Below are 22893 nucleotides of genomic sequence, written 5' to 3'. Positions count from 1 at the left end.
GGGTTTCGGCACGCGGCCGGTCCGACCTCAGGACTGCGTCTTGAGGTAGGCGATCACGTCGTTGATCTTCTTGTCGTCGGGGTAGCCCTGGAAGATCATCTTGGTGCCCGGCACCTTCGCCTTCGGGTTCTTCAGCCACTCGTGAAGCGTGGCCTCGTCCCAGGTCAGGCCGGAATTCTTCAGCGCGGCGGAGTAGTTGTAGCCCTCATAGGTGCCCGCCTTGCGGCCGACGACGCCCTTCAGGTCCGGTCCCACGCCGTTCTTCTGGAAATTGTGGCACGCCTTGCACGGGGCGAACGCCTTCTCGCCGGCGGCCGCGTCGCCGGCCTCCTGGGCCTGAGCCGAAAGCGGGATCAGGGCGGCAAGGACGGCGCCGAGAACGAGTGAACGCATGGATTTCCTCCTGTTGGCCGCCGGCGCGGCAGCGCTGAAGGCAGAGCTTGCCTGCCTGGAACAGCTCTAAATGAATCCCCACGCACGGTGCAACGGCCTAGTCTCCTCAAGCCGCTGACCCGGCGCTGGATCGGCGCCCGCGTCCGGTCGCCGTCTGCCTCAACACGGAAGCTTCGGCATTGGCTCCCTGCGGCACTTGGAAGCTTCGAGACGGCCGGAGAGGCCGCGATCGCGACGGCTTACGTCGGGGTGCCTTGTCGCCGTGAACCCGCGCCCTGTAGGCTCACGGGCGCCGTGCCGCTGAACCAGAAACCGCTCCCGGAAAGCCTGACGCGCCTGCTCGTCGCGCCACCCCCGCGCGCGGCGCCGACAGAGCCACACCGGATCAAGCGCCCGGCGCGATCCAAGGACCGGAGCCCGGCGCAGAACGCGAGGCATGCGGCGCTGGAAGCGACGCTGCTGCGCGGCTTCGTCTATGGCCTGACGGGCATCGTCTGGCTCGTCGTGCTGGCGCTGACATTGCGCCATCTGGCGCGCTGAGCGGGGCGCGGGGAGCGTGTGACACCTCCCTGTGGATAGTGGTGGCCGACTCTCTAAGCCGTCGACCTCACCGCTACCCCGTCATCGAAATCCGGTATCGAGGTGCGCGATAATGGAAGCGATCGACCCGGTCGCTTCGTGCGACCTGTGCTGGGAACCAGATCATGAGCCTGACCGGACGCTTCTGGTTTCGGAAATCCTGGACCGGCCGCCTCATCCTCCTCGTCGAGGAAGAGCGCCCGCGTTGGTTCGGGCGCGGCGCCGGCAAGCCGCGCTGGCGCAACGCCAAGCTGATGGACTTCGCCGAGCCCGAGCTGCGTCCGCTGATGACCATGGAGAAGCATCACCGCGCGGGGGCGGCCTCGGCTCAGGTTCGGACGCTCCGGCCCGTTCCCTCCACGCCGGAGCCGAAAGCCGCCAACGGCTGAGCGACCGGTCGGGGACGCGCCCGTCATGGCGGGCGCTGTTCCGGCCGGCGTCGATCACCACTTGGGAGGTCTGCACCCGTCAGGGCGCGCTTCTGAGACGGTGACGAAGCCCATGCCACGCTACTTCTTCCACACCCAGATCGGCGAGGACGTGATCACCGATCCCACCGGGATCGAGCTGCGCGATCCGGACGAGGCCTGGGAGAAGGCCCGCGCGACGATCCGCGCCGCCCTTCGCTCCCCCCAGGAGCAGGCTCGACTGATGGCGGCCTGCCTGGTCGTCGCCGATGCCGCGGGCGAGGTGGTTTTCGAATTTCCGTTCAGCGAGGCGGTCACGCTGCCCGCGCCGGAGGATCCCACGGTTCACTGAGAGCGGCGGTCCGACAACCGCGCCCTACATCGCGGCGGACGCGATGGACGAGGAGCCGCGACAGGATGGATACGCCCCCCAACGATCTCGACGCACGGGCGCTCGGCCGCGCCGCGCCCCTGAAGGGCCTGGCCCGCGAGGCCTGCCCCTACGCCGAGGGGACTGAGGCGCGCACGCTCTGGCTGGCCGGCTACGATGACGCCGTGAAGGCCGGCGTCGAGCCCGTCACCGGCGGGATCGCCAAGGATCCGGTCCACACGCCGTCCGGCCCGGTGCGCTGATGGACGCGCGGACCGGATCGAGTCTCGCCGCGCCCATGCACCCGGCCCTGAACCGCAAGGCGGTGGGTGCCGTGGTACTCGGCAACGCCCTCGAATTTTACGACTTCACCGTCTACGCCTTCTTCGCCCAGGCGATCGGCGAGGCGTTCTTCCCGGCCAACGACCCGACCCACAGCCTGCTCGCCTCGCTGGCCCTGTTCGGCATCGGCTACGTCATGCGGCCGATCGGGGGCGCGCTGATCGGCGCCTTTGCGGACCGCGCCGGTCGCAAGCCCGCGATGCTGATCACCATCGCGCTGATGGCGGTCGGCATGCTGATGCTGGCGGTCTGCCCGTCCTACGCGACGATCGGCGGCTGGGCGCAGGTCATCGTCATCGCCGGCCGGCTCGTTCAGGGCCTCGCGCTCGGCGGCGAGGTCGGCCCGTCGACGGCCTACCTGCTGGAGGCGGCGCCTCCAGACCGGCGCGGCTTCGTGACGAGCTGGCAGATCGCCAGCCAGGGTTGCGCCGCCCTGTTCGCCGGCCTCGTGGCGACCACGCTGGCGCTGACGGTCGGGGACCGTGCCATGGCGGAGTGGGGCTGGCGGCTGATGTTCGCGCTCGGCCTGTGCGTGGTTCCCGTGGGCCTCGTGATCCGCAGCCATCTTCCGGAGACGGCCGGCGCCGAGGAGGATCCGCACGCGGCCGCTTCGACGCTCGCGGTGGTCGGGCGGCTCCTGCGCGAGCACGGTCGGCTTCTCGGTCTGACCTTCCTGGTCATAGCGGCCTCCACGGTCTCGAATTCCGTCGGCACCAACATGCCGGTCTATGCCGGCGCGACGCTCGGCCTGAGCGAGACCGCGTCCACGGCGGTGCCGATCGCGCTGGGCCTCGCCTCGGTGGTGTTCCCGCTGCTCGGCGGCTGGCTCGCAGACCGTGTCGGGCGTCGGCCGGTGATGATCTGGCCGCGGGCGCTGATCTTGGTCCTCGCCGTCCCGGCCTTCGCCTGGGTGCTGCACGCCCCGAGTGCGGCGAGCGTCTACGCGGTGACGTTCCTGCTCTCGGCCCTGTCCTCGATCAACGCCGCGGCGGTGATCGTCGGCATCCCCGAGGCGCTGCCGCGGGCGGTGCGCAGCGCCGGCCTGTCGATCGTCTACGCGGTGGCGGTCTCGGTGTTTGGCGGCAGCACCAACTATCTCGTGAACTGGCTGATCGCCGCGACCGGCGACCGGCTCGCGCCCGCCTACTACCTCGCCGCCTTCAGCCTCGTCGGCACAGTCGCCGCGCTGCTGCTGCCTGAAACCCGGGGGCGCGATCTCGACGCCGATACGGCGGCGTAGCGGCGGGCGGGAAACGCCGTTCGCGGGTCTGCCGGTCGGAGCCGGCAGGCCGCTCATTGCAAGTCGCTGCGCTGTTGATTCAGCTGCCACCACGTCATCCCGGGGCCGCGGAGCGGAGCCCGGGATCCAGAGCCGCCGAGGAGCCAAGCGCTGCCACAGATTGCGGTTCTAGATTCCGGGCTCACCTTCGGTGCCCCGGAATGGCGCAGTGAGAAGCCTGACGCTGGATGGGCCGCGCTGGCACGCAGGCCTCGCGTCCGTCTCGGCGGAGCCGATCATGTGCGTTCCCGCACGACACTCGCTTTAGGCGACGAATTGCGCATCGCTCAACGCTAGGTCGACGGCGCTGTCAGGACTAGACCGCGTCCATGCCGAATCCCGCTGAGACGCGCCGCCCGCTGGTCCTCGCCGCGGTGATGGCGGCGATGTTCATGATCGCCATCGAGGCGACCATCGTGTCGACGGCGATGCCCCAGATCGCCGGCCAGCTCGGCGATCTCCACCTCTACGCCTGGGTCTTCGCCTCTTTCCTGTTGACCCAGACCGCCACGACGGTGGTGTTCGGCAAGCTGTCCGATCTCTACGGCCGCCGGCCGGTGCTGCTGTTCGGCATCGCGGTGTTCCTGGTGGGCTCGCTGCTCTGCGGCCTGGCCTGGTCGATGCCGTCCCTGATCCTGTTCCGCCTCGTGCAGGGCGTCGGTGCAGGCGCGATCCAGCCGGTGAGCCTGACGGTGGTGGGCGACCTCTACTCGGCGCGGGAGCGCGGCCGGGTCCAGGGCTACCTCGCGAGCGTCTGGGGCATATCCTCGGTGGCGGGACCGCTGGTCGGCGGCCTGATCATCGGCCATCTGAGCTGGCCGTGGATCTTCTGGATCAACCTGCCGATCGGGGTGATTGCGGCCGGCCTGTTCCTCCGCTTCCTGCACGAGGGCGTCGAGCGGCGCAGCCGTCAGATCGATGCCCTCGGCGCCGCCCTGTTCACCGCCGCCATCGCGGCGCTGATGATCGCGTTGACCGAGGCCGGTGAGTCGGCCGCCGCAGCGCTGTGGCCGGCCGTGGGCTTCGTGGTCGCCGCGATCCTGTTCGTGCTTCAGGAGCGGCGGGCCCCCGATCCGATGCTCGATATCCGCCTGTGGATGCAGCGGCCGATCGCCACCGCCAACACCGCGACGCTGCTGTCCGGCATGACGGTGATCGGGCTCACGGCGTTCCTGCCGATGTACGTTCAGGGCGTCTTGCGGCAGTCGCCCCTGATCGCCGGCCTGACGCTGACTCTGATGGTGCTCGGCTGGCCGATCGGCGCCACCACGGCGGCGCGCAGCTTCGTGCGCTTCGGACTGCGCCCGATCCTGCTGGTCGGCGCGACCCTGCTGCCGCTCGGTGCGACCGCGTTCATCGCCCTGGGTCCCGCGACCTCCCCGGTGGTCGCGGCCTGCGGCTCGGTGGTGATGGGCCTCGGCATGGGGTTCCTGTCGACCGCCGCCATCGTGATCATCCAGGACAGCGTCGCCTGGGCGCAGCGCGGGGCGGCGACGGCCTCGAACATCTTCGCGCGCAACCTCGGCTCGACATTGGGGGCCACCGTTCTCGGCGCCGTGCTGAACTACAGGCTGGCGCACCCCGCGAGCGGGCCGACGGTCAATTCTGACGAGCTGCGGCGCCTGCTCGACGATCCGGCAAGCCTCGGCCCCGGGGGCGACGCGATCCGCGACGGGCTCCAGCACGCCCTTCACGGCACGTTCTGGACGGTCTTCGTGGTCGCCGTGCTGACCCTGCTTCTGTCGCTGTTGGTTCCGCCCGTGGCGCTCTCGGATCGCCCGCGCGAACTCGCGGTGGAGTAAGCCTTCGGCCAGCGCTTCCGTGCGGCCGCGTCATGCTCTAGCGTCCGGCCATGCCCCTCGTGCCGCCCCCACGTCCATCTGCCAGCCAGGCGGCGGATATCCCGCCGACCAGCGTGCTCACCGCCAATCAGCCCGAATGGACGGTGGGCGACCTCGCCGGCGCGCTGAAGCGCACGCTGGAGGACGCGTTCGGCCATGTGCGCCTGCGCGGCGAGATCTCGGGCTATCGTGGTCAGCACGGCTCGGGCCATGCCTATTTCTCCCTGAAGGACGGTCAAGCGCGCATCGACGCCGTCGTCTGGAAGGGTGTGTTCGGTCGCCTGCGCCAGCGCCCCCAGGAGGGGCTGGAGGTCATCGCCACCGGCCGCATCACCACCTTCGCGGGCAAGTCCTCGTACCAGATCGTGGTCGAGAGCCTGGAGCCGGCGGGCCTCGGCGCCTGGATGGCGCTGCTGGAGGAGCGCAAGAAGCAGCTCGCCGCCGAGGGGCTGTTCGCCCCGGAGCACAAGCGCGCGATCCCCTATCTGCCGCGGGTCGTCGGTGTCGTCACCTCCCCCACCGGCGCGGTGATCCGCGACATCCTCCACCGGCTGGAGGACCGCTTTCCCCGCCCGGTTCTGGTCTGGCCGGTCCGGGTCCAGGGCGACGGCGCTGCCGAGGAGGTGGCGGCCGCGATCCGCGGCTTCAACGCGCTGAAGCCCGGCGGCCCTGTTCCGCGACCGGATGTGCTGATCGTCGCCCGCGGCGGCGGCTCCATCGAGGATCTCTGGGCCTTCAACGAGGAATGCGTGGTCCGCGCCGCGTTCGAGAGCGCGATCCCGCTGATCTCGGCGGTCGGGCACGAGACCGACACGACGCTGATCGACTACGTCTCCGACCGACGCGCCCCGACACCAACGGGCGCCGCTGAGATGGCCGTGCCGGTCCGCGCCGACCTGATCGCCACCGTTGCGGATCTCGCCGCCCGGAGCGTCGGGGCGGTCGGGCGCCGGATCGAGCGCGACCGGGTCGACCTGCGGGCCCTCGGTCGGGCGCTGCCGAGCGCCGACGTCCTGCTCGCCGCGAAGCGGCAGCGGCTCGACCTCGCCGAGGCGCGCCTCGCCCCGGCGCTGGCCGCGGGCGCCAGCCGTCACAGGGCGCGGCTCCAGCTGCTCCTCGACCGGATGGCACGGCGCTCCCCCGACGTGGCGCTCGCCAACGCCCGCGCGCGGCTGGCGCGGATCGACCACCGGCCGCTCCACGCCCTGCGCAACGACGTGCAGCGCAAGGGCGAGGCGCTTGTCCAGCTCGGACGCCGCCTCGTCGTCGCCCGGGACGCCAGCCTGGAACGGGCCCGGGCGCTTCAGGCGCGCCGCGCCGACCGTCTGCTCGCCCTCTCGGACCGCCTCATTCAGGCGGGGACGCGGAGCGTCGAGCGCCGGCGCGACCGGCTGGAGGGCTTGGCGGGATTGCTGGGCTCGCTCAGCTACCGCGCCGTGCTCGAACGCGGCTACGTGCTCGTGCGCGACTCCGCCGGCCTCCCGGTGCGGCATGCCGCGGACGCGGCGGCGGCACAGAGATTGAGCCTGCAATTCGCCGACGGCAGCGTCGTGGCGGTCCCCGACGGCGGAGCCGATGCATCCTCGGCCGGCAAGGCCGCGCGTCAGGCCGGCCCCCGGACGCCGTCAGGCTCTGGTCGCGCTGCGGAGCGGCGGACATCCGCCAAGCCGGCCGCGCCGGTGCGGCAGGGTTCGCTGTTCGACGCCTGAGGCCGTCCGCGGGCTCAGGCGGGCCCGACGCGGTAATGGTAGCGGTAGAGCTCCGTTCCGAAGCCGAGCCCGCCGTAGAGCGCCCGCGCCGGCGTGTTGCTGGCGATCACCTGCAGGCAGGCCGATCGCGCTCCTTCCTGGCGCGCCCACCGCAACAGCGCCGTGACCGCGCGCTTGGCGTGGCCCCGGCCGCGCAGGGCTTCGAGCGTGACCACCGACTCGATGACCAGAAGCTCCCGATCGAGCACGCCGAAGGCGATCGCCGCGAGACCGTCCTCCGCGGCGGCGGCCGCGAAGGCGCGCGGCTGGACCAGGGCTGCAACCGTGTCGCGGAACACCTGTGCGGCTGCGGCATCGGCCTTGTTCAGCGCGTCGCGCAAGGCCAGCCATTCGGCTCCGGGCGCCGAAGCGACCGCCACGGACGGGTCCGGAACCGCCGGGAGGCCGTCGAGGTCGCGGAAGAGCGTGCAGGTCTCATCGATCATCGCGAAGTCGGATCCCGCCAGCAGCGGCTCCATCTGCGGTGCGATCTCCGGAATCCGGAAGATCGGCCGCTGCCCGAGACGGCCGTAGATCGCGCGCGCGGCCGCGATGGCCGGCTCGGGCGGCCCGCTGCCGCGTAAGGGATTGACGGAATTCTGCCGCTTCGACGGGCCCCCGGCGGCGCGCAGAAGGTAACCCTCAACCAGCAGCTGGCGCGTGCTCGGCCAGGCATTGAGGCAGGCTTCCTCGACGCGCCAGGCGAGCTCGTGGTCCGGGGTCATGGCATCCTCCGGCGGCGGTGATCGCACGCGGCCCGGACTTGGCCAACAGGCGCTGCGGGAAGTCTTCGGCCATGCGGCGTCGCGTACGCTTGAAGCATCTCGGGCTCGCGCGATGTCTCCGCGATGTCTGAACCTGAAATCCTGTTCTGCCTGCACTTCCTGGGTGGCAGTGCGCGAAGTTGGGCGCCGCTTGCGGACGCGCTCGACGGTGCGCTGACTTGCGTGCCCGTAGACTTGCCGGGCTTTGGCCAGGAGGCCGGCACAACAGGATTTTCCGTCGCCGCCATGGCGGACCACGTGGCTGCGGCGGTGCGCGGCCGGGCGCCCACGCGTTACGCAATCGCGGGCCACAGCATGGGCGCCAGGGTGGCCCTGGTCCTGGCGCGCCGTGCCGAGGATGGGGATCCGGACCTTGCCGGGCTGACCGATCTGATCCTGGTCTCCGGCTCGCCGCCGAGCCCGGAGCCGATCCCCGAAGATCGCCGCGCGCGCATGATCGCCTGGATCGACGCGGATCCCGAGACGCGGCGCCGTGAGGCGCAGGCCTTCGTGCGCGAGAACGTCGGGACCGCACTGGACCCCGACACGGAAGCCCGCGCGGTGGCCGACGTTCTGCAGGCGTCGCCGGAGGCGTGGAAGGCGTGGCTCGAAGCGGGGGCGCGCGAGGATTGGTGCCGCCGCATCGGGGTCCTGCGCACGCCGGCGCTGATCCTGGCCGGCTCCGAGGACGCGGATCTCGGGCCGGACGCGCAGCACGCCCTGATGGCGCCGCATCTCGCGTTTCACCGCCGCGTCACGGTCGACGGCGTTGGCCATCTCCTGCCGCTGGAGCGACCCGAGACCCTGGCCGAACGGGTGCTCGACCATGTCGCCGATCGGCCGCGCGGATCGGCCTCCGCAACCCCTGCGGTACCCGCTGCCTACCGGGCGCTTATCGCCTCGGACCGGGTCAACAGCCGCCTGCGCTCGGTCCTGGATTCCCGCGCCGCGCCGGATGACCCGGCCTACCGGCCGAACGCCCTCGATCCGGTGGAACTCGCGCTCCTGCGCGCCGTCCTCGCCCATGTCCTGCCGGTCCCGGGCATCGATCCGGCGGCCCGGCTCGACAGACATCTGGCCGACGACGCCGGCGACGGATGGCGCTACGCGGCGCTGCCGCCGGACGCAGAGGCCTACCGCGCGGCGTTGCGCACGCTCGATGCGGCCGCGCGGGCTGCGCATGGCCGACCCTTCCTGGCCCTCGACCAGGAGGCGCAGGCCGCGCTCCTCGTCCTCACGCAGCGCGGCGACCTGACGGTGCCGGAGAGCCTCGGCGGCCGGCTCGACGCCGACCGGATGCGGTTCTGGTTCGAGGATCTGCGCGCCGACGCGACCAAGCTCTGGCTAGCCCAGCCGGCGGCCCTGGCGCGGATCGGGTTCTCGGGCATCGGCGCGGGCGGCGACCGGCCGGGGGCGATCGCCGAGGGGCTGCCCGGCTTCCGCGACGTCGGGCTCGACGCGCCGGAGCCATGGGAGCCGCGACCCGCGCAGGTGGAGGCGGCACGATGAACCTCGCCGAGATGCGCACCTTTCGTCCGGACGATGTCGTCGACGCGGTCATCGTCGGGACCGGGGCCGGCGGAGCCCCGCTCCTCGCTCGGCTCGCGGCCGCCGGCCTGAAGGTCGTGGCCCTGGAGGCCGGACCGAATTTCACGCCGGAAAAATTTGCCTTCGACGAGACCCTCGCCGACGAGATCTACTGGACCGAGGAGCGCCTGAGCGGCGGCTCGACGCCCGAGGCCTTCGGCGGCAACAACAGCGGCACCGGGGTTGGCGGTTCGACGCTGCACTGGGGCGCCTTCGTGCCCCGGGCCGATGCCCGCGACCTGCGCCTCCAAACGGAGACCGGCGAGGGCGTCGACTGGCCGCTCACCTACGCGGAGCTGCTGCCGTATTACGAGCGGGTCGAGCGTTTTCTCGGCGTCTCGGGGGCGCAGGCCTATCCCTGGGATCCCGAGCGCCGGTATCCCCTCCCCCCGGTGCCGCGGAACGGCCCGGCGCGGATCATGAGCGAGGCCTGCGACACGCTCGGCATCCGCTGGGCCGACGCCCCCGCCGCGGTCGTCTCGCGCGACTTCGACTCCGAGGGCGGGCCGCGCCGCAACGCCTGCATCAACTGCGGCTACTGCCACCAGGGCTGCCGCAACGGCGCCAAGGCGAGCATGGACGTGACCTACCTGCCGCTGGCCGTGACCCATGGCGCGGAGATCCGGCCCGAGGCGTTCGTGCACGGGCTGGAGCGCGGCGCCGAAGGCCGGATCACCGCCGTGGTCTACCGGCAGGGCGGCCAGGACCGGCGCCAGCGCTGCGCCGCCGTCTTCCTCTGTGCCGGCGCCGTCGAGACGCCGCGCCTGCTCCTGCATCTCGGGATGGCCAATTCGAGCGATCAGGTCGGGCGCAACTACATGGGCCATGTCGCCACGCAGGTCTGGGGCACGTTCCCGCACGAGGTGCGGATGAACCGGGGCTACCCATCCGCCCTGATCACCGAGGATTTCATCCGGGCCGGTGCCGACTTCGCCGGCGGCTACCTCATCCAGAGCCTCGGCGTGGTACCGGTAACCTTCGGCAACGCGGTCGCGCGCGGGCGCGGCCTGTGGGGCAAGCCGCTGCTCGACTACCTCGACCGCTACAACAACCTCGCGGGCATCGGCATCAACGGCGAGACCCTGCCCTGCGACGCGAACGTCTTGACCTTGTCGGACGAGACCGACGCGCGGGGGATGCGCAAGGCCCATATCAGCTTCGGCTACAGCACCAACGAGAACCGCCTGAACGCCCACGCGACCAACGTCATGCGGGGCCTCTGGGAGGCGGCGGGCGCCGAGGATATCTGGGTGCTGGAGCGGGTCGCCCACACGATCGGCACCTGCCGGATGGGGCGCGACGGGTCGAGCGCGGTGGTCGATCCCGTCGGCCGCAGCTTCGACATCGACAACCTGTGGATCTGCGACGGCTCGACCTTCCCGAGTTCGCTCGCCGCCAACCCGGCGCTCACGATCATGGCGTTGAGCCTGCGCACCGCCGAGGCGTTCCTGGCGGCCGGACCGTCGGGGCAGCGCTGACGCGTCCGGTCCGACTGACGCCGGCGCCTAGTCGGGAGCTGTTGGGGACCGCGCTGGAGCGGACCGCGTGTCGAATCGCCGGTCCGGCCACCTGACTTCAGCCGATCCTCACCACAGGCGTGCGGTCTTGGCGAAAGGCTGGCCCGCAACCAGGATCCCGTCGAGCACCGCGTTGCCGTCCGCTGCCACGCGCACGTCGACGAGGATGTCCTTTCGGGCTGCGCGGTCGAGCTTGGCCGGAACGCCCTGGGCGCCGTACCACCGTTCGATTCCGTAGGTCACGACGCCTGTCAGACAGGCGAGACGCTGGCATATGGCGGGCTCGGCCGGCTGGTTGCCGGTTCTGGGGCGGGTGCGGAGCGGAGCGCCCTGGCGCACAAGCATTCCTGAGTTCAGGTGGCCCTTGATGAATGGGACGTCGCCTGCCGGAGGCTCGAACAGCACCTCGTCTGCCCTGTGGACGCCCTCGGCATCGGCGGAGAGACGGAGATAGACGGAGCGCCCGGCCTCGAGACTGCACGATTCGCGAGCCTCGAGATTGCAGCTCGCGGGCGGCGTTCCTGCGCCGATCCCCGGCAGACGCCCGATCTCGTACGTCAGCACGCTGTACTTGCCGCGGAGCAGATCCCGCGGATCCCGGGTCTCGACGGCCAGGCGGACCCAGCGCCCGCCGTTCAGACGCTCAGTCTGCTGCCACGCCAGGAGCGCTGAAGGGAGCACCTGGACCACCAACAGGCCGGCGAAGGCGATGCCGAGGATGAGGCTTCTCACGCGGCTCTCCGATCGAGGCGGCGCGCAGCCCAACGACAAGCGAACAGCGCCAGCGTGAGCAGAAGCGCGCAGAGCAGCAGGTTCCCCGAGAAGGCGATGAGATTGCGGGATGCGGCCAGCATGCCCAGCGTGAGGCCGGCGGTCAGCGCCAATCCCCAGCCGTACAGTTTACGCCTGTCCTCGATATGCCCGGCCACGACGAGGATAAGCGCCGGCACGATACCGCCCCATACGGTCCAGACCGTCGCGGGCTCCCGGCTGAGACTGGCGATCAGCCAGACGAGGAGAGCCAGGGCGGCGGCGGCGAGAACGAGGAGATCGCTCGTCGCGGACAACGCCGATGCCGACGCGCGGAGGCGGACCAGGATGAGCGCGGCGATCGCGATCGCCGCGAAGGCGAGCGCCACCGCTGGGGTTGGCTGCGCGCCGCCGAACCCCAGTATGCGCGCCGAGACCATGACGATTCCGAGGAGGATGAGGCCGACAGCCGCGCGCGCGACCGCCTGCGCGCCGCCGTGCAGGCGGGTCGCCCATGGGTTCTCCCGCGAGAGACGCGCCAGCACGTGGCCCAGGGCGAGGGCGAGAGCCGCCACGGACAGGATCCGGTCGGGCGGCAGAAGGAACATCGATCCTGCAGGTGTGCTCCCGAGATGGTTGCTGAGCACGACCAGGAGCAGGAGCAGCGTCGTCTCGCGTGCCCGCAGCCAGCCCGAGAGACTTGCGAGGAACAGCGCGGGGCCGACCATCCAGAACCAGGGTTCGGATTCGGAGACGGCCTCTCCCCGCAGCAGGCCGAGGTCGAGGGCGCCGGGGCCCGCATCGCTCGCGACAAGCGCGATGCAGGCGATCACGGCCGCGCCGCTGGATCGTGCGACGAGCGCCGTCGCCAGGCCGAGAACCGCGACGGTCCCGGCAAAACCGCGGGGGTCGGCAGCCACGTGGAAGGTCTGCCCGACTAGGGCCAGCGTGGCCGTCGCGATGGCGAGCGATAGGGTCGCGAGGCCATCGACGAGCCTGTGCGCCGTGCCGGATTGATCGCGGGCACGGCGTTGCGCCGCGAAGTAGGTGGCGGATACGGCCGCGGCGTTGGCGAGGAAGAGCACGATCAGCCGCCCGGACGGCGGCATCGCCGACCAGTTCGCGGCCACGAACGCGATGACGGAGGGCGCCACGAGGAGGAGGATGCACAGAGCGAGGGCGGTCTGGAGGTGCCGCAGACCCCGGGGCGCGAGGGCATGGGCGGCGATGCGCTCGGCCTGCTCCGGCTGGATCAAGCCGCGTTCCTGCCAGTCACGGAGGTCACGCCGGAGGCGCGCGGAATAGGACAGCGGCATGGATCGCCTTCACGCGTTGCCACGCATGGTGTGAGACGAGCTCTTAAATCTCCAATACCGGATCCGAATGCGAGTTTTCGCACATCGGATGATGCTTATTATTCGTTGAACAGGGCGGAAGGCATTGAAGCGAGCGCTCTTCACTCTCTGCAGTCTCTGATGACCCTCGCTGTCCGTCAGGGAGCGGACGAACGAGGGGCGTCGTCAGGTCACGCTGGAGCGGACAGCCGCGTCGCGTGCCGTTTTGGCGGTCTGCTTGTAGCGAAGTCAGACCGTGGCCCGGCCTTGAGCCGGTCAAGCTGCTCGAGGCCGGGCGCGATAGTGTCTCGTCGGCGTCATGGGCTTCGACGGTGCGGCGTTGCCGGACGACAACGCTTACCGAACCGCCTCGCGCAGCTCCGCCAACCCGCGCCGCTGCCGGCCCTCCGCGTCGAAATTTGCAGGGTCAAGCCAGGCCGCGAAGCCGGCGCGCACCCGCGGCCACTCGGCATCGGTGATCGAGAACCAGGCCGTGTCGCGGGAGCGGCCCTTCACCACGACGGCGTTGCGGAAGATGCCCTCGAAGGTGAAGCCGACGCGCAGGGCGGCTGCTCGGGATGGGGCGTTGAGGCTGTCGCACTTCCACTCGTACCGGCGGTAGCCCAGCTCATCGAAGGCCCGGGTCATCATCAGCACCATCGCCTCCGTGGCGGCGGGCGCGCGCTGAAGCTTCGGCCCGAAATGCAGATGGCCGACCTCGATCACCCCGTTGCCGGGGTCGATCCGCAGATACGAGGCGATCCCCAGAGTCTCTTCGCTCGCGCGGTCGAGCACCACGTGGAAGAGCGGATCCTGGCTCGTCTCCATGGCCTCAAGCCGTGCCCGGTAGGCAGCTTCACTCGCGGGCATCGCGTCGCCGAGATAGGTCCAGCCGCGCGTATCGGGAGCTGCGCTGTAGGTCGCGAACAGGCCGGCCGTGTGCGCCTCCGCGACCAGGGGCACGACCCGGCAGGTGCGGCCCTCCATGGGCGACCGCGACGGCCGCGGGCGCGCCGACCAATCCGAAAGGTCCGGACCGATCGGCTGGCCGAATTCGTTGAGGCGCGCGCTCATGCCGGGCTCCGCTCGGCGATCAGGCCGGCGAGAACCGGTTCGCCCTCCGCCTGGAAGCCGGCCATGACGCCGTGCCGGTCCGCTTCGGACCTGTTCTGGCTCATCTTCCATTTCCCCTCGATGCGGGTGATCGGGATCTCGACGCCGACGAGCGCCCGGACCTGCGCGGCGACGAACGGCTCGGGCGCGTCCGATACGGCCCAGGGCGCCGCGCGCGGAGCCTCGCGCAGGGCGGTGAGGTCGGCGATCTGTCGGTGCAGCCAGTCCGTCGCCTCGATCACCCGGGGTCGGCCCCAGGCATGGACGGTGGCGTAGTTCCAGGTCGGTACCACGCGCCCGTGCTCGCGCTTGCTCGCGTACCAGCTGGGCGTGACGTAGCCCTGAGGTCCCTGGAACACCACCAGGCACTCCTCCACCGCGGCAAGCTCAGGCCCCTGCGGGTTGGCGCGGGCGAGGTGGGCCCGCAGCGTGCCGTGCTCCCCAACCGCGTCGAGGAGGAAGGGGATCGGGTTGGCGATGAGACCGCCCGGCCCGGCGGTGACCAGGAGGCCCAGCGGATGGGCGCGGATCAGCGCGTGCTGGGCGGCTTGGCTGTCCTCCCGGAAGTGCGGCGGCTGGTACATCGCCCCTGTCCTGTCTGTCACCTGGATACGGCTCTGCTTGATCCGCTGGCGGACCAGAGGAAAGGTCCAATTTTATGAACCCGACTGGACCAGTTCGCCCGATGCCCAAGGGACCGCTTCCGCTGCCCGTCAGCCTCGATCCGGCAGCACCACTGCCGCTGCACGTGCAGCTCCGCGAGGGCCTGCGAACGGCCATCCTCGACCGTCGCCTGCCGCGCGGTGCCCGGCTGCCGGCCTCGCGGGTTCTGGCGGCGGATCTCGGCTGCGCCCGCGGCACCGTGGTGCTGGCCCTGGAGCAACTCACCGCGGAGGGCTACCTGACGGCGCGGCCCGGCTCGGCCACGCGCGTCGCCGCGGACTTGCCGGACGATGCGGTCCCGCATTCCGGGCCGGTCGCCCGGACGGCCGTCGGACCGGCGCCGACGCTGTCGCGGCGCGGAGCCGAACGCGTCCGCGCACCGTCGCAGCGCTACATGGCGGGACCGGGCGTCCCCGACGCCTTCGCCCTCGGCCGTCCGGCTCTGGACGCGTTCCCCTACGAGGTCTGGGCGCGCCTGCTCCAGGCGGAGTGGCGCCACGGTCCGGCCGAGCGGACCGACCCGCGCGGCTCGCCGGCGCTACGCGGGGCGATCGCCGCCTTCCTCGCCCAGGCCCGCGGTGTCGTCTGCGAGGCCGACGACGTCATCGTCACGGCGGGCATCCGCCAGAGCCTGCGCCTCTTGGCCGAGCTGCTCCTCGATCCGGGCGAGACCGCTTGGGTCGAGGAGCCGGGCTTCCCCGGGATCGCCCGGGCGCTGGCGGGCGCGGGCCTGCGCGTTGCGCCGATCCCGATCGGGCCGGGCGGCCTCTCGGCAAGCCGCGGGGCAGCCGCGGCGCCCGGCGCCCGGCTCGCCGTGGTCACGCCGGCCCAGCATTACCCCCTCGGCTACGCCATGAGCCTCGAGAACCGGCTGGACCTCTTGGCCTGGGCGGACGCGGCTTCGGGCTGGATCGTCGAGGACGATTACGACGGGGCGTACCGCTATGCCGGGCGCCCGCTCGCACCGCTGCGCGCCCTCGATCGCGGCGGGCGCGTGATCTATGTCGGCAGCTTCTCCAAGCTCCTGCTGCCCGCCCTGGGCCTGAGCTACCTCGTCCTGCCGCGCGGCCTCGTGGCGGCGGTCAACCAAGCTCTCGCCGAAGCTGGTCCGGCCCCGCCCGGAATCGGCCAGTGGGCGCTGGCCCGCTTCATCGAGGACGGCCATCTCGCCGGTCACCTGCGGCGGACCCGCCGCCTCTATGCCCTGCGCCAGGACGCGCTGGTGGAGGCTGCAAGGCGCCACGCGGCGGACGTGATCGCGGTGGCTCCGATGGAGGGCGGCATGCATCTCATCGCCCGGCCGGGCCCCACCTGGACGCCGTCCCTCGCGGATCACGCCGCCGCCGCCGCGCTCGGTCTGGCCGGGATCTCTGCGGTGGCGCTGTCGGCCTACCATGCCGGCGCGCCGGAGCCGGGGTTGCTTCTGGGCTACGCCGCGGTGCCGGAGCGCGCGATCGAACCGGCCGTGCGGCGGATGGCGGAGGCACTGCGGCTGGCGACCTGAGGGGATGCAGGTCGCGCGTCGGTGACGGCTCGCCAAGCCCGAAGCCGAACGGGGCGTCAGTGGACGAGTGCGCCCGTCTCCGTGAACCGGACCAGCCGCTCGACCAGCGGCGCCACCATCACCCGGTCGAGCTGCGGCAGCAGACCGTGCCGAGCGTGCGCGACGTTCGCCTCGGCCTGCTCCCGTGCCCGGCGGTGCCAGGCCGCGCGGTCGCTCCTGCAGTCGGCCCACGCCCGGTCGATCGATCGGAACACCCGGTGCAGCCGCTCGGCCGGTTCGGTGACCGGATCGTAGTCATGGTCGATCAGGCTGCCGAAGGTGTGGAAGCCCAGTTCCGACAACCGCGCGACGGCCCGGGGCGCGCCGACCGTCACGAAGGGCAGCCCGGTCGCAGCGGCCTTGAGGGACTTCTCCGTGACGCGCTCGACCCCGCCCTCGAAGAAGTCGGTCTCGGAGATGATGGTGAGGTCGCAATCCGCGTAGGCGCGGGTGTCCAGGGTCATCACCATGTCGGTGCCGTCGGCAGGGGGATCGATCCGCCGGGCCTGCCGGGGGATCCAGTCGCCGACATCGGCGAGCAGAGGCCCGAAGGCGGCCTCGATCTCCGGCGGGGCGTGGAAGACGTTGATGCCGCCGGCCTTCGGGTTGTCCGCCCCGATGCCGTGGAACGAGATCAGCCCGTCCCGATCCATGCCGTTGAGCTGGAACCAGCGGTAAAGCAGGACCCGGTGCCAACGCAGGGCTGCGTTCTGGCAGAGAAAGCGCGCGGGCCCGAAATCCCGTGCGAAGGGCACGTATCCGGTGCGGTCGAGCGGATGCTGCGGGAACAGCCGCGGGCCCGCCTCCGCGTCGAGCCAGAGGGCGACCTGCAGCGGGAAGAACTCGAAGGTCCAGAAGCGCAGGCCCTCACCGTAGAGCCGCTCGTAATCCAGGCGCAGCATCCTGTTCTGCGACACGAGGATGACCCGGTCGCGGGGGATCCCGAGCCCGTCGAGGTTGCGATGCAGCGCCTCGAAGGTCGGGGCGTGGAGTCCCGGCCCCTCGTTCGACAGGTCGAGTAGGAGCGCCGCCCGTCCAGCGCGCAGGTTCGCGGCGTCACCCGGCTGCAGCAGGTCCAGCCGCCCGTTCGCGTCCGGGAAACCCAGGCGGACGAAGTCGAGGACCGGCAGGCACAGCACATGGTTCGCCTCGCCCGGATGGTGCGTGACGGTGGCGCGCTTCCCCATCCAGCCGAGGGCCGCCGGCAGGAAATGGCCGGCTTCGCCCCGCGGAACGAGGAGGATCTCGGAGGAGAGCTGGCTCATCGTGACGCCCGAGCGGCCGGTTCGGAGGCGGTCCACCGCGCCGGTGCCGCGCGGAGCCGGATAAAGATTCCGGGCCGATGCGTCGAGGTCGGACTCTCATCGGTCGACAGACCGCATGTGAGGTCCGGGCGGTGAGCAACCCGCAAATTCCGGTTGGTCGATGTATCCGGGCCGTCATCTTGGAGCCGCGCAGCAGCGATCGGGATGATTCCCGCTGCTGCGCAGGGCTGTCGGGAGGGGCCGCCGAGGCCCCTCCCCGCCTTCTTGTCCAGTCCGTCTCAGTTGCGGCCGGCACCCGTCTGGCCACCGGACTGGCCGCCCGAGCGGCCTGCGCCCTGGGCACCGCCCATGCTGCCGCCGCTCATGCCGCCACGCTCGGCGCCGCCCGTGCGACCGCTTTCGGTGCCGCCGGCCTTCATGCCACCCTGCTGACCGCCGCGATCCGAGGCGTTGCGGATGCCGTCCTGCTGCTGGCCGCCGCGCATGTCGCTGTTGCGCATGCCGTCGTTCTTGCGGTCTTGGCCGGCCGTGCGGTCCATCCCGCGATCCTGGCCGCGATCCAGCCGGCCCTCGTTGCGACCGTCATGCCGGCCCTCGTTGCGCGAGGCGTTGCGGATGCCGTCCCGGTCGCCGTGCTTGTCGAAGCGCGCGCCGGCGCGCTGCTCGGACCGGAAGCTGGCGCTGACGGTGCCGCCGCCGCTCAGGCGCCGGTACTCGTCGGAGCCGTAGCGTACGCGGTGACCGCGGATCGTGACGAAGCGGTCCTCCTGCACCGAGACGAGGCGACGATACTCCGGCGAGCCGTACAGGACCCGGTGGCCGCGCACGACCACGTAGCGTTCCCGCGGGCCGGTCTCGCGGACGCTGACGAGGCGCTTGTACTCCGGCGAGCCATAGAGGACCCGCTGGCCGCGGATGACGACGTAGCGCTCACGCGGGCCGCGGTTCTCGGTGACGATCAGTCGGCGATATTCCGGCGAGCCGTAGACGACCCGGCGGCCGCCGATGAACACGTAGCGGCCCTCGCGGCGGTATCCGCCCTCGACCCGGCTCGAACGCACGTCGGTCCGGCTGCTGACGTCGGTCCGACCGCGGAAGTCGGCACGGCCGTCGCGATGATCGCCGCGCTCGCCGCGCTCGCTGCGCTCCGCCCGTGCGCCGTTGCGGTCGCCGCGCTCCGCACGATCACCGTTGCGATCACCCCGATCGTTGCGCTCGGCGCGGGCGCCGTCGCGATCCCCGCGCTCGGCACCGGCACGACCGCGATCCTGGGCCATCCGGCCCTCGCCGCCCGCGTCCCGGCCCTGCGCGGAGCGGCCCGTCTCGGCGCCGCCCCGGTCGGATCCGGCCTGGCTGCCACCCTGCAGGCCGCCCCGGTCACCGCCGCCTGCCTTCATGCCGGACTCGGCTCCGCCCTGGCCGCCGCGGCCGCTCATCCCGGCGCCAGCGCCGGCGCCACCCTGTTGCGCATAGGCCGAGGTGCTGATCAGCAGCGCGGCCAGACCGATGGACAATTTCCGCATGGGAATTCCTCCGATGTTGAATCTGCCACGCAACGTCGAAGGTGCGGAAACGGTTCGGGTCTGGCTCCTTAAAAATTCACGCAACGAATACGGGTATTAACACGTTACGCGGACGAAGCTTGGCCGTAGGCGCGGAGTGATAGTCTCGCGCCCTCAGTCTCAGTTCAGTCTCTACTGCTTAGGCTGCTCGGCGATCTCGGCCTCGACCTCCTGCGGGTCGAGGTCGTACCGACGAGAGCAGAATTCGCAGGTGATGACGATCCGTCCGTCATCGGCCGCCATGTCGTGCCGCTCCTGCGGCGAGAACGAACGGATCATGCCCATCACCCGCTCGCGGGAGCAGCGGCAGGTCTCGTGCACGGGCTGACGCTCGAAGACCCGCACCCCGCGCTCGTGGAACAGCCTGTAGAGCAGGCGCTCGCTCGAGACGTTGGGATCGACCAGTTCGTGATCCTCGATCGTGGCGACCAGGGAGCGCGCCTCGACCCAGGCATCGTCCTCGGGCGCGGCGCCGGAGAGATGCGCGTGCCCCTCCGGGATGTCGCCCGGCGGCAGGTCGGCGAGGCGGGCGCGGTCGACCGATTGCGGCAGGAACTGCACGAGCAGGCCGCCGGCCCGCCAGCGGCCCGCCACCTCGTCCACGGCCTCCGCCACGGCGAGGCGCACCTCCGTGGGGATCTGCTCGGACTGGCGGAAATACTGGTGGGCGGCCTCCTCCAGGCTCTGACCTTCCAGGGCGACCACGCCCTGGTAGCGGCTGGCCGCCGTGCCCTGGTCGATGGTCATGGCGAGGTGACCCGTGCCGATCAGCTCGGAATCCTTGAGCGGGCCGGAACCCAGGGCCGCGACGCGCTCCGCATCGAACCGCGCGGTGGCGCGCAGGCGGTCAGGCGCCTCGAAATCGACCACGATCATCGCCACCGGACCGTCGGTCTTGGTCTGGAGCTGGAACCGACCCTCGAACTTGAGGGAGGAGCCGAGCAGCACCGTGAGCGCCGCCGCCTCGCCGAGCAGCCGGGCGACCGGGTCCGGATAGCCGTGGCGGCGCAGGATCGTGTCTACGGAATCGCCAAGCCGGACCACGCGCCCGCGCACGTCCAGAGCCTCCACGGCGAAGGGCAGCACGGCGTCGTCCTCGCCCGCGTGGCCATTACCGGCGGTCTGGTGCTGCGGCTGAGATTGCGTTCCTGAGGTCATACCCTCTCCGATCGATGCGTCCGGCGCCCGCGGCGCCCTGCTCCCGGATCAGGCGGCCGTCCCGACAGGGCGCGGCTTCGTTCTCCGCACGGGCCGGGCGGGGTGAGGCGATGTCCGTGGCGGAGCGACCGAATCCCTCACCCCGCCCGGCCCGTGCGAAAAGGACGGCGCCGCGCGCCACATCCGTCGCCGGGATGACCGCCTGTCGGCAGCCGTGATGGGGAGGCGGGCGGCGTGTGCCACCCGCTGACGCCTATATGGGGCGCCGGCCACACGAGCGCGAGACCGGACCAAGCCGCCCGGATCAGAGGCCGCCCGCGCCCAGGCACCAGGCCAGAATGCCCTTCTGCGCGTGCAGACGGTTCTCGGCCTCGTCGAACACGACGGAGCTCGGGCCGTCCATGACCTCGGCCGTCACCTCCTCGCCGCGATGGGCCGGCAGACAGTGCATGAAGATCGCGTCCCGGTTGGCCGCGGCCATCAACTTGGCGTTGACCTGATAGGGGCTCAGCAGATTGTGGCGGTGAGCCTCGTCGTCGTCCCCCATGGACACCCAGCAATCCGTCACCACCGCATCGGCGCCGTCCACGGCCGCGAAGGCATCCGTCGTCACGTTGAGGTCGGCGCCCTCCTGCTTGGCCCAGGCGAGCAGAGCGGGCGGCGGCGCGAGTTCGGGGGGACTCGCCACGTTGAGTGTGAAGTCGAGCCGCGCCGCCGCGTGGACCCAGCTGGCCAGCACGTTGTTGGAATCGCCCGACCACGCCACGGTCCGGCCCTTGATCGGCCCGCGATGCTCCTCGAAGGTCAGCACGTCCGCCATGATCTGGCACGGATGCGAGACCTTGGTCAGCGCATTGATCACCGGCACCGTGGCGTACTCGGCGAGTTCCAGCATCTGACCGTGGTCGAGGATGCGGATCATGATCGCGTCGACGAAGCGGGACAGAACCTGCGCGGTATCGCCGATCGTCTCGCCGCGGCCGAGCTGCATCTCGGAGCCGGTGAGCATCAGGGTCTCGCCGCCGAGTTCGCGCATCGCCACGTCGAACGAGACGCGGGTGCGGGTCGAGGGGCGGTCGAACACCATCGCCAGGGTCTTGCCCGTGAGCGGGCGCTCGGTCGCGAGTTCGCCCTTGCGGCGGCGCGCCTTGATGGCGGCGCTGGCATCGAGGACCCGGCGCAGCTCGGCACCGGAGAAATCCTTGAGGTCGAGGAAATGGCGAGGGCCGGCACCGTTCAGGTGCGGGGCCGGGGCCTGGGCCCGGCCGTCAATTTGGGCTTTCATCGCGTCACGTTACCTAGAGTCTGCTCAACGATCACCTGATCATGAACCGCACTCTACCTCCTTGCAGGGGCGTCTCCGTCCGGCGCGGCGGGATCGCGCGCGCCCGGAAACGCTTCGAGCCGCCCCCCGCGGCGCGGGGGGGCGGTGTTCTGAAATCCGATCTCGGACCTTACTCGGCGGCTCCGCGCACGGCTTCGAAGCCGGACGCCGCCGCGTCGAGGCGCCGGACGGCCTCATCGATCTCGGCGTCGCCGATGGTGAGCGGCGGCAGGAGGCGGACGATGTTGTCGCCCGCCGGGATCACCAGGAGATGCGCGTCCCGGGCCGCGGCGGCGAAGTCGGTGTTCGGCACGCCGAGCTTGAGGCCGAGCATCAGCCCCTCTCCGCGGATCTCCTCGAAGACGTGCGGGTGCCGGTCGCGCAGGGCCGCGAGCTTCTGCTTGAGGATCAGGCCCGAACGGGCGACGCGCTCCAGGAAGCCCTCTTCCAGGACGACGTCGAGCACGGCGTTGCCCACCGCCATGGCGAGCGGGTTGCCGCCGAAGGTGGTGCCGTGCGTGCCAGCAGTCATGCCGCGGGCCGCCTCGCGGGTCGCGAGGCAGGCGCCGAGCGGGAAGCCGCCGCCGATTCCCTTCGCGACGCTCATGATGTCCGGGGTGATGCCGGACCATTCGTGGGCGAACAGACGCCCGGTGCGGCCGACGCCGGTCTGGACCTCGTCCATGATCAGCAGCAGGCCGTGGGCGTCGCAGATCTCGCGGAGCCGGCGCAGATCCGCATGGGGGATTTCCCGCACGCCGCCCTCGCCCTGGATCGGCTCGATCATCAGCGCGGCCGTCTCGGGGCCGATCACCGCCTCGAGCGCCGCCCAGTCGCCGGCCGCAACCTGATCGAAGCCCTCGACCTTAGGGCCGAAGCCCTCAATGTATTTCTGCTGGCCGCCGGCCGCGAGAGTCGCCAGCGTGCGGCCGTGGAAGGCGCCCGCGAAGGTGACGATCCGGAACCGCTCGGGCTGGCCGCCGGCGGCGTGATACTTCCGGGCGATCTTGATCGCCGCCTCGTTGGCCTCGGCCCCCGAGTTGCAGAAGAACACCACGTCCGCGAAGGTCGCGTCGACCAAGCGCTGCCCGAGGCGCTCGCCGCCGGGGATCTGGAACAGGTTCGAGGTGTGCCAGATTTTTGCCGCCTGCTCGGTCAGGGCGTTGACCAAGTGCGGGTGGGCATGACCGAGTCCGTTGACCGCGATACCGGCGCCGAAGTCGAGATATCGCTCGCCGCCCTCCGTCACGAGCCAGGCGCCCTCGCCGCGCTCGAAGGCGAGCGGCGCGCGGACGTAGGTCGGCAGAAGGGCTGACGTCACGGGTCCCATCTCCGTTTCATGCAGAAGTCGCGG

The 22893-nt window shown here is 71.2% G+C and carries 21 protein-coding genes; 10 read left to right on the top strand and 11 right to left on the bottom strand.

Annotated features, from left to right (window positions below):
• Positions 1–27: 27 nt before the first annotated feature.
• The gene (locus AC3WSN_RS02825) at positions 28–393 is read right to left on the bottom strand and encodes a c-type cytochrome (protein WP_192708574.1); all 366 of its coding nucleotides are present in this window, start codon (positions 391–393) and stop codon (positions 28–30) included.
• A gap of 294 nt (positions 394–687) precedes the next feature.
• On the opposite strand from AC3WSN_RS02825, the gene AC3WSN_RS02820 reads away from it, so the two are divergent.
• From AC3WSN_RS02820 to xseA, 7 genes are all read left to right on the top strand, one after another.
• Entirely contained in the window at positions 688–933 is a 246-nt protein-coding gene (locus AC3WSN_RS02820) for a hypothetical protein (protein WP_192708573.1), read from the top strand.
• Positions 934–1097: 164 nt separating this feature from the next.
• A complete protein-coding gene (locus AC3WSN_RS02815) occupies positions 1098–1361 on the top strand; it encodes a hypothetical protein (RefSeq protein ID WP_192708572.1) in 264 nt (87 codons plus the stop codon).
• 112 nt (positions 1362–1473) lie between these two features.
• On the top strand, positions 1474–1731 hold the full coding sequence (locus AC3WSN_RS02810) for a DUF6894 family protein (protein ID WP_192708571.1): 258 nt from the start codon (positions 1474–1476) through the stop codon (positions 1729–1731).
• A 65-nt stretch (positions 1732–1796) separates the two neighbouring features.
• Positions 1797–2012, top strand: coding sequence for a ribosome modulation factor (locus AC3WSN_RS02805; protein ID WP_238196517.1), 216 nt, complete (start codon positions 1797–1799; stop codon positions 2010–2012).
• Positions 2012–3331, top strand: coding sequence for an MFS transporter (locus AC3WSN_RS02800; RefSeq protein ID WP_373622356.1), 1320 nt, complete (start codon positions 2012–2014; stop codon positions 3329–3331). The genes AC3WSN_RS02805 and AC3WSN_RS02800 overlap by 1 nt, the downstream gene beginning before the upstream one ends.
• Positions 3332–3699: 368 nt before the next feature.
• Positions 3700–5172, top strand: a complete 1473-nt coding sequence (locus AC3WSN_RS02795) for an MDR family MFS transporter (protein ID WP_492536185.1) — start codon at positions 3700–3702, stop codon at positions 5170–5172.
• A 50-nt stretch (positions 5173–5222) separates the two neighbouring features.
• Positions 5223–6920, top strand: a complete 1698-nt coding sequence (gene xseA, locus AC3WSN_RS02790; RefSeq protein ID WP_492536183.1) for an exodeoxyribonuclease VII large subunit — start codon at positions 5223–5225, stop codon at positions 6918–6920.
• A gap of 14 nt (positions 6921–6934) precedes the next feature.
• On the opposite strand, the gene AC3WSN_RS02785 is transcribed toward xseA, so the two are convergent.
• A complete protein-coding gene (locus AC3WSN_RS02785) occupies positions 6935–7684 on the bottom strand; it encodes a GNAT family N-acetyltransferase (protein ID WP_492536182.1) in 750 nt (249 codons plus the stop codon).
• A 123-nt stretch (positions 7685–7807) separates the two neighbouring features.
• Here AC3WSN_RS02785 and AC3WSN_RS02780 point away from each other — a divergent pair, with 123 nt between their 5' ends.
• Complete coding sequence (locus AC3WSN_RS02780) at positions 7808–9232, top strand: alpha/beta hydrolase (protein ID WP_492536180.1); 1425 nt, start codon at positions 7808–7810, stop codon at positions 9230–9232.
• The gene (locus AC3WSN_RS02775; protein ID WP_492536178.1) at positions 9229–10788 is read left to right on the top strand and encodes a GMC family oxidoreductase; all 1560 of its coding nucleotides are present in this window, start codon (positions 9229–9231) and stop codon (positions 10786–10788) included. Before AC3WSN_RS02780 ends, AC3WSN_RS02775 begins: the two co-directional genes overlap by 4 nt.
• Positions 10789–10896: 108 nt before the next feature.
• Here the strand turns inward: AC3WSN_RS02775 and AC3WSN_RS02770 are convergent, their stop codons facing one another.
• From AC3WSN_RS02770 to AC3WSN_RS02755, 4 genes are all read right to left on the bottom strand, one after another.
• On the bottom strand, positions 10897–11559 hold the full coding sequence (locus AC3WSN_RS02770) for a GDYXXLXY domain-containing protein (protein ID WP_492536176.1): 663 nt from the start codon (positions 11557–11559) through the stop codon (positions 10897–10899).
• Entirely contained in the window at positions 11556–12893 is a 1338-nt protein-coding gene (locus AC3WSN_RS02765; protein WP_492536174.1) for a DUF2157 domain-containing protein, read from the bottom strand. Before AC3WSN_RS02765 ends, AC3WSN_RS02770 begins: the two co-directional genes overlap by 4 nt.
• Before the next feature lie 375 nt (positions 12894–13268).
• On the bottom strand, positions 13269–13985 hold the full coding sequence (locus AC3WSN_RS02760; RefSeq protein ID WP_492536172.1) for a GNAT family N-acetyltransferase: 717 nt from the start codon (positions 13983–13985) through the stop codon (positions 13269–13271).
• Entirely contained in the window at positions 13982–14608 is a 627-nt protein-coding gene (locus AC3WSN_RS02755) for an FMN-binding negative transcriptional regulator (RefSeq protein WP_492536170.1), read from the bottom strand. Before AC3WSN_RS02755 ends, AC3WSN_RS02760 begins: the two co-directional genes overlap by 4 nt.
• 101 nt (positions 14609–14709) lie before the next feature.
• Here AC3WSN_RS02755 and pdxR point away from each other — a divergent pair, with 101 nt between their 5' ends.
• Positions 14710–16191, top strand: a complete 1482-nt coding sequence (pdxR, locus tag AC3WSN_RS02750; protein WP_492536169.1) for a MocR-like pyridoxine biosynthesis transcription factor PdxR — start codon at positions 14710–14712, stop codon at positions 16189–16191.
• Between the two features lie 56 nt (positions 16192–16247).
• Here pdxR and AC3WSN_RS02745 read toward each other — a convergent pair whose 3' ends face one another.
• The 5 genes from AC3WSN_RS02745 to AC3WSN_RS02725 all read right to left on the bottom strand — a co-directional run bounded on the left by AC3WSN_RS02745 (position 16248) and on the right by AC3WSN_RS02725 (position 22860).
• Positions 16248–17531 carry a hypothetical protein gene (locus AC3WSN_RS02745; RefSeq protein WP_492536167.1) on the bottom strand — a complete coding sequence of 428 codons (1284 nt, stop codon included), beginning with the start codon at positions 17529–17531 and terminating at the stop codon, positions 16248–16250.
• 242 nt (positions 17532–17773) lie between these two features.
• Positions 17774–19018 (bottom strand): hypothetical protein, encoded by a 1245-nt coding sequence (locus AC3WSN_RS02740; RefSeq protein ID WP_492536165.1) that lies wholly within the window; start codon positions 19016–19018, stop codon positions 17774–17776.
• A gap of 171 nt (positions 19019–19189) precedes the next feature.
• The gene (locus AC3WSN_RS02735; RefSeq protein WP_492536163.1) at positions 19190–20215 is read right to left on the bottom strand and encodes an Hsp33 family molecular chaperone; all 1026 of its coding nucleotides are present in this window, start codon (positions 20213–20215) and stop codon (positions 19190–19192) included.
• 304 nt (positions 20216–20519) lie between these two features.
• Positions 20520–21500, bottom strand: coding sequence for an ornithine carbamoyltransferase (argF, locus tag AC3WSN_RS02730; protein WP_238196532.1), 981 nt, complete (start codon positions 21498–21500; stop codon positions 20520–20522).
• 169 nt (positions 21501–21669) lie between these two features.
• Positions 21670–22860, bottom strand: a complete 1191-nt coding sequence (locus tag AC3WSN_RS02725) for an aspartate aminotransferase family protein (RefSeq protein WP_492536160.1) — start codon at positions 22858–22860, stop codon at positions 21670–21672.
• Positions 22861–22893: the final 33 nt, after the last annotated feature.

The organism is Methylobacterium sp. FW102-HT35C08 (genome assembly GCF_058790235.1).
The sequence above is the reverse complement of the archived record's forward strand: the minus strand, read 5'-3'. Positions and strand labels throughout refer to the sequence as shown.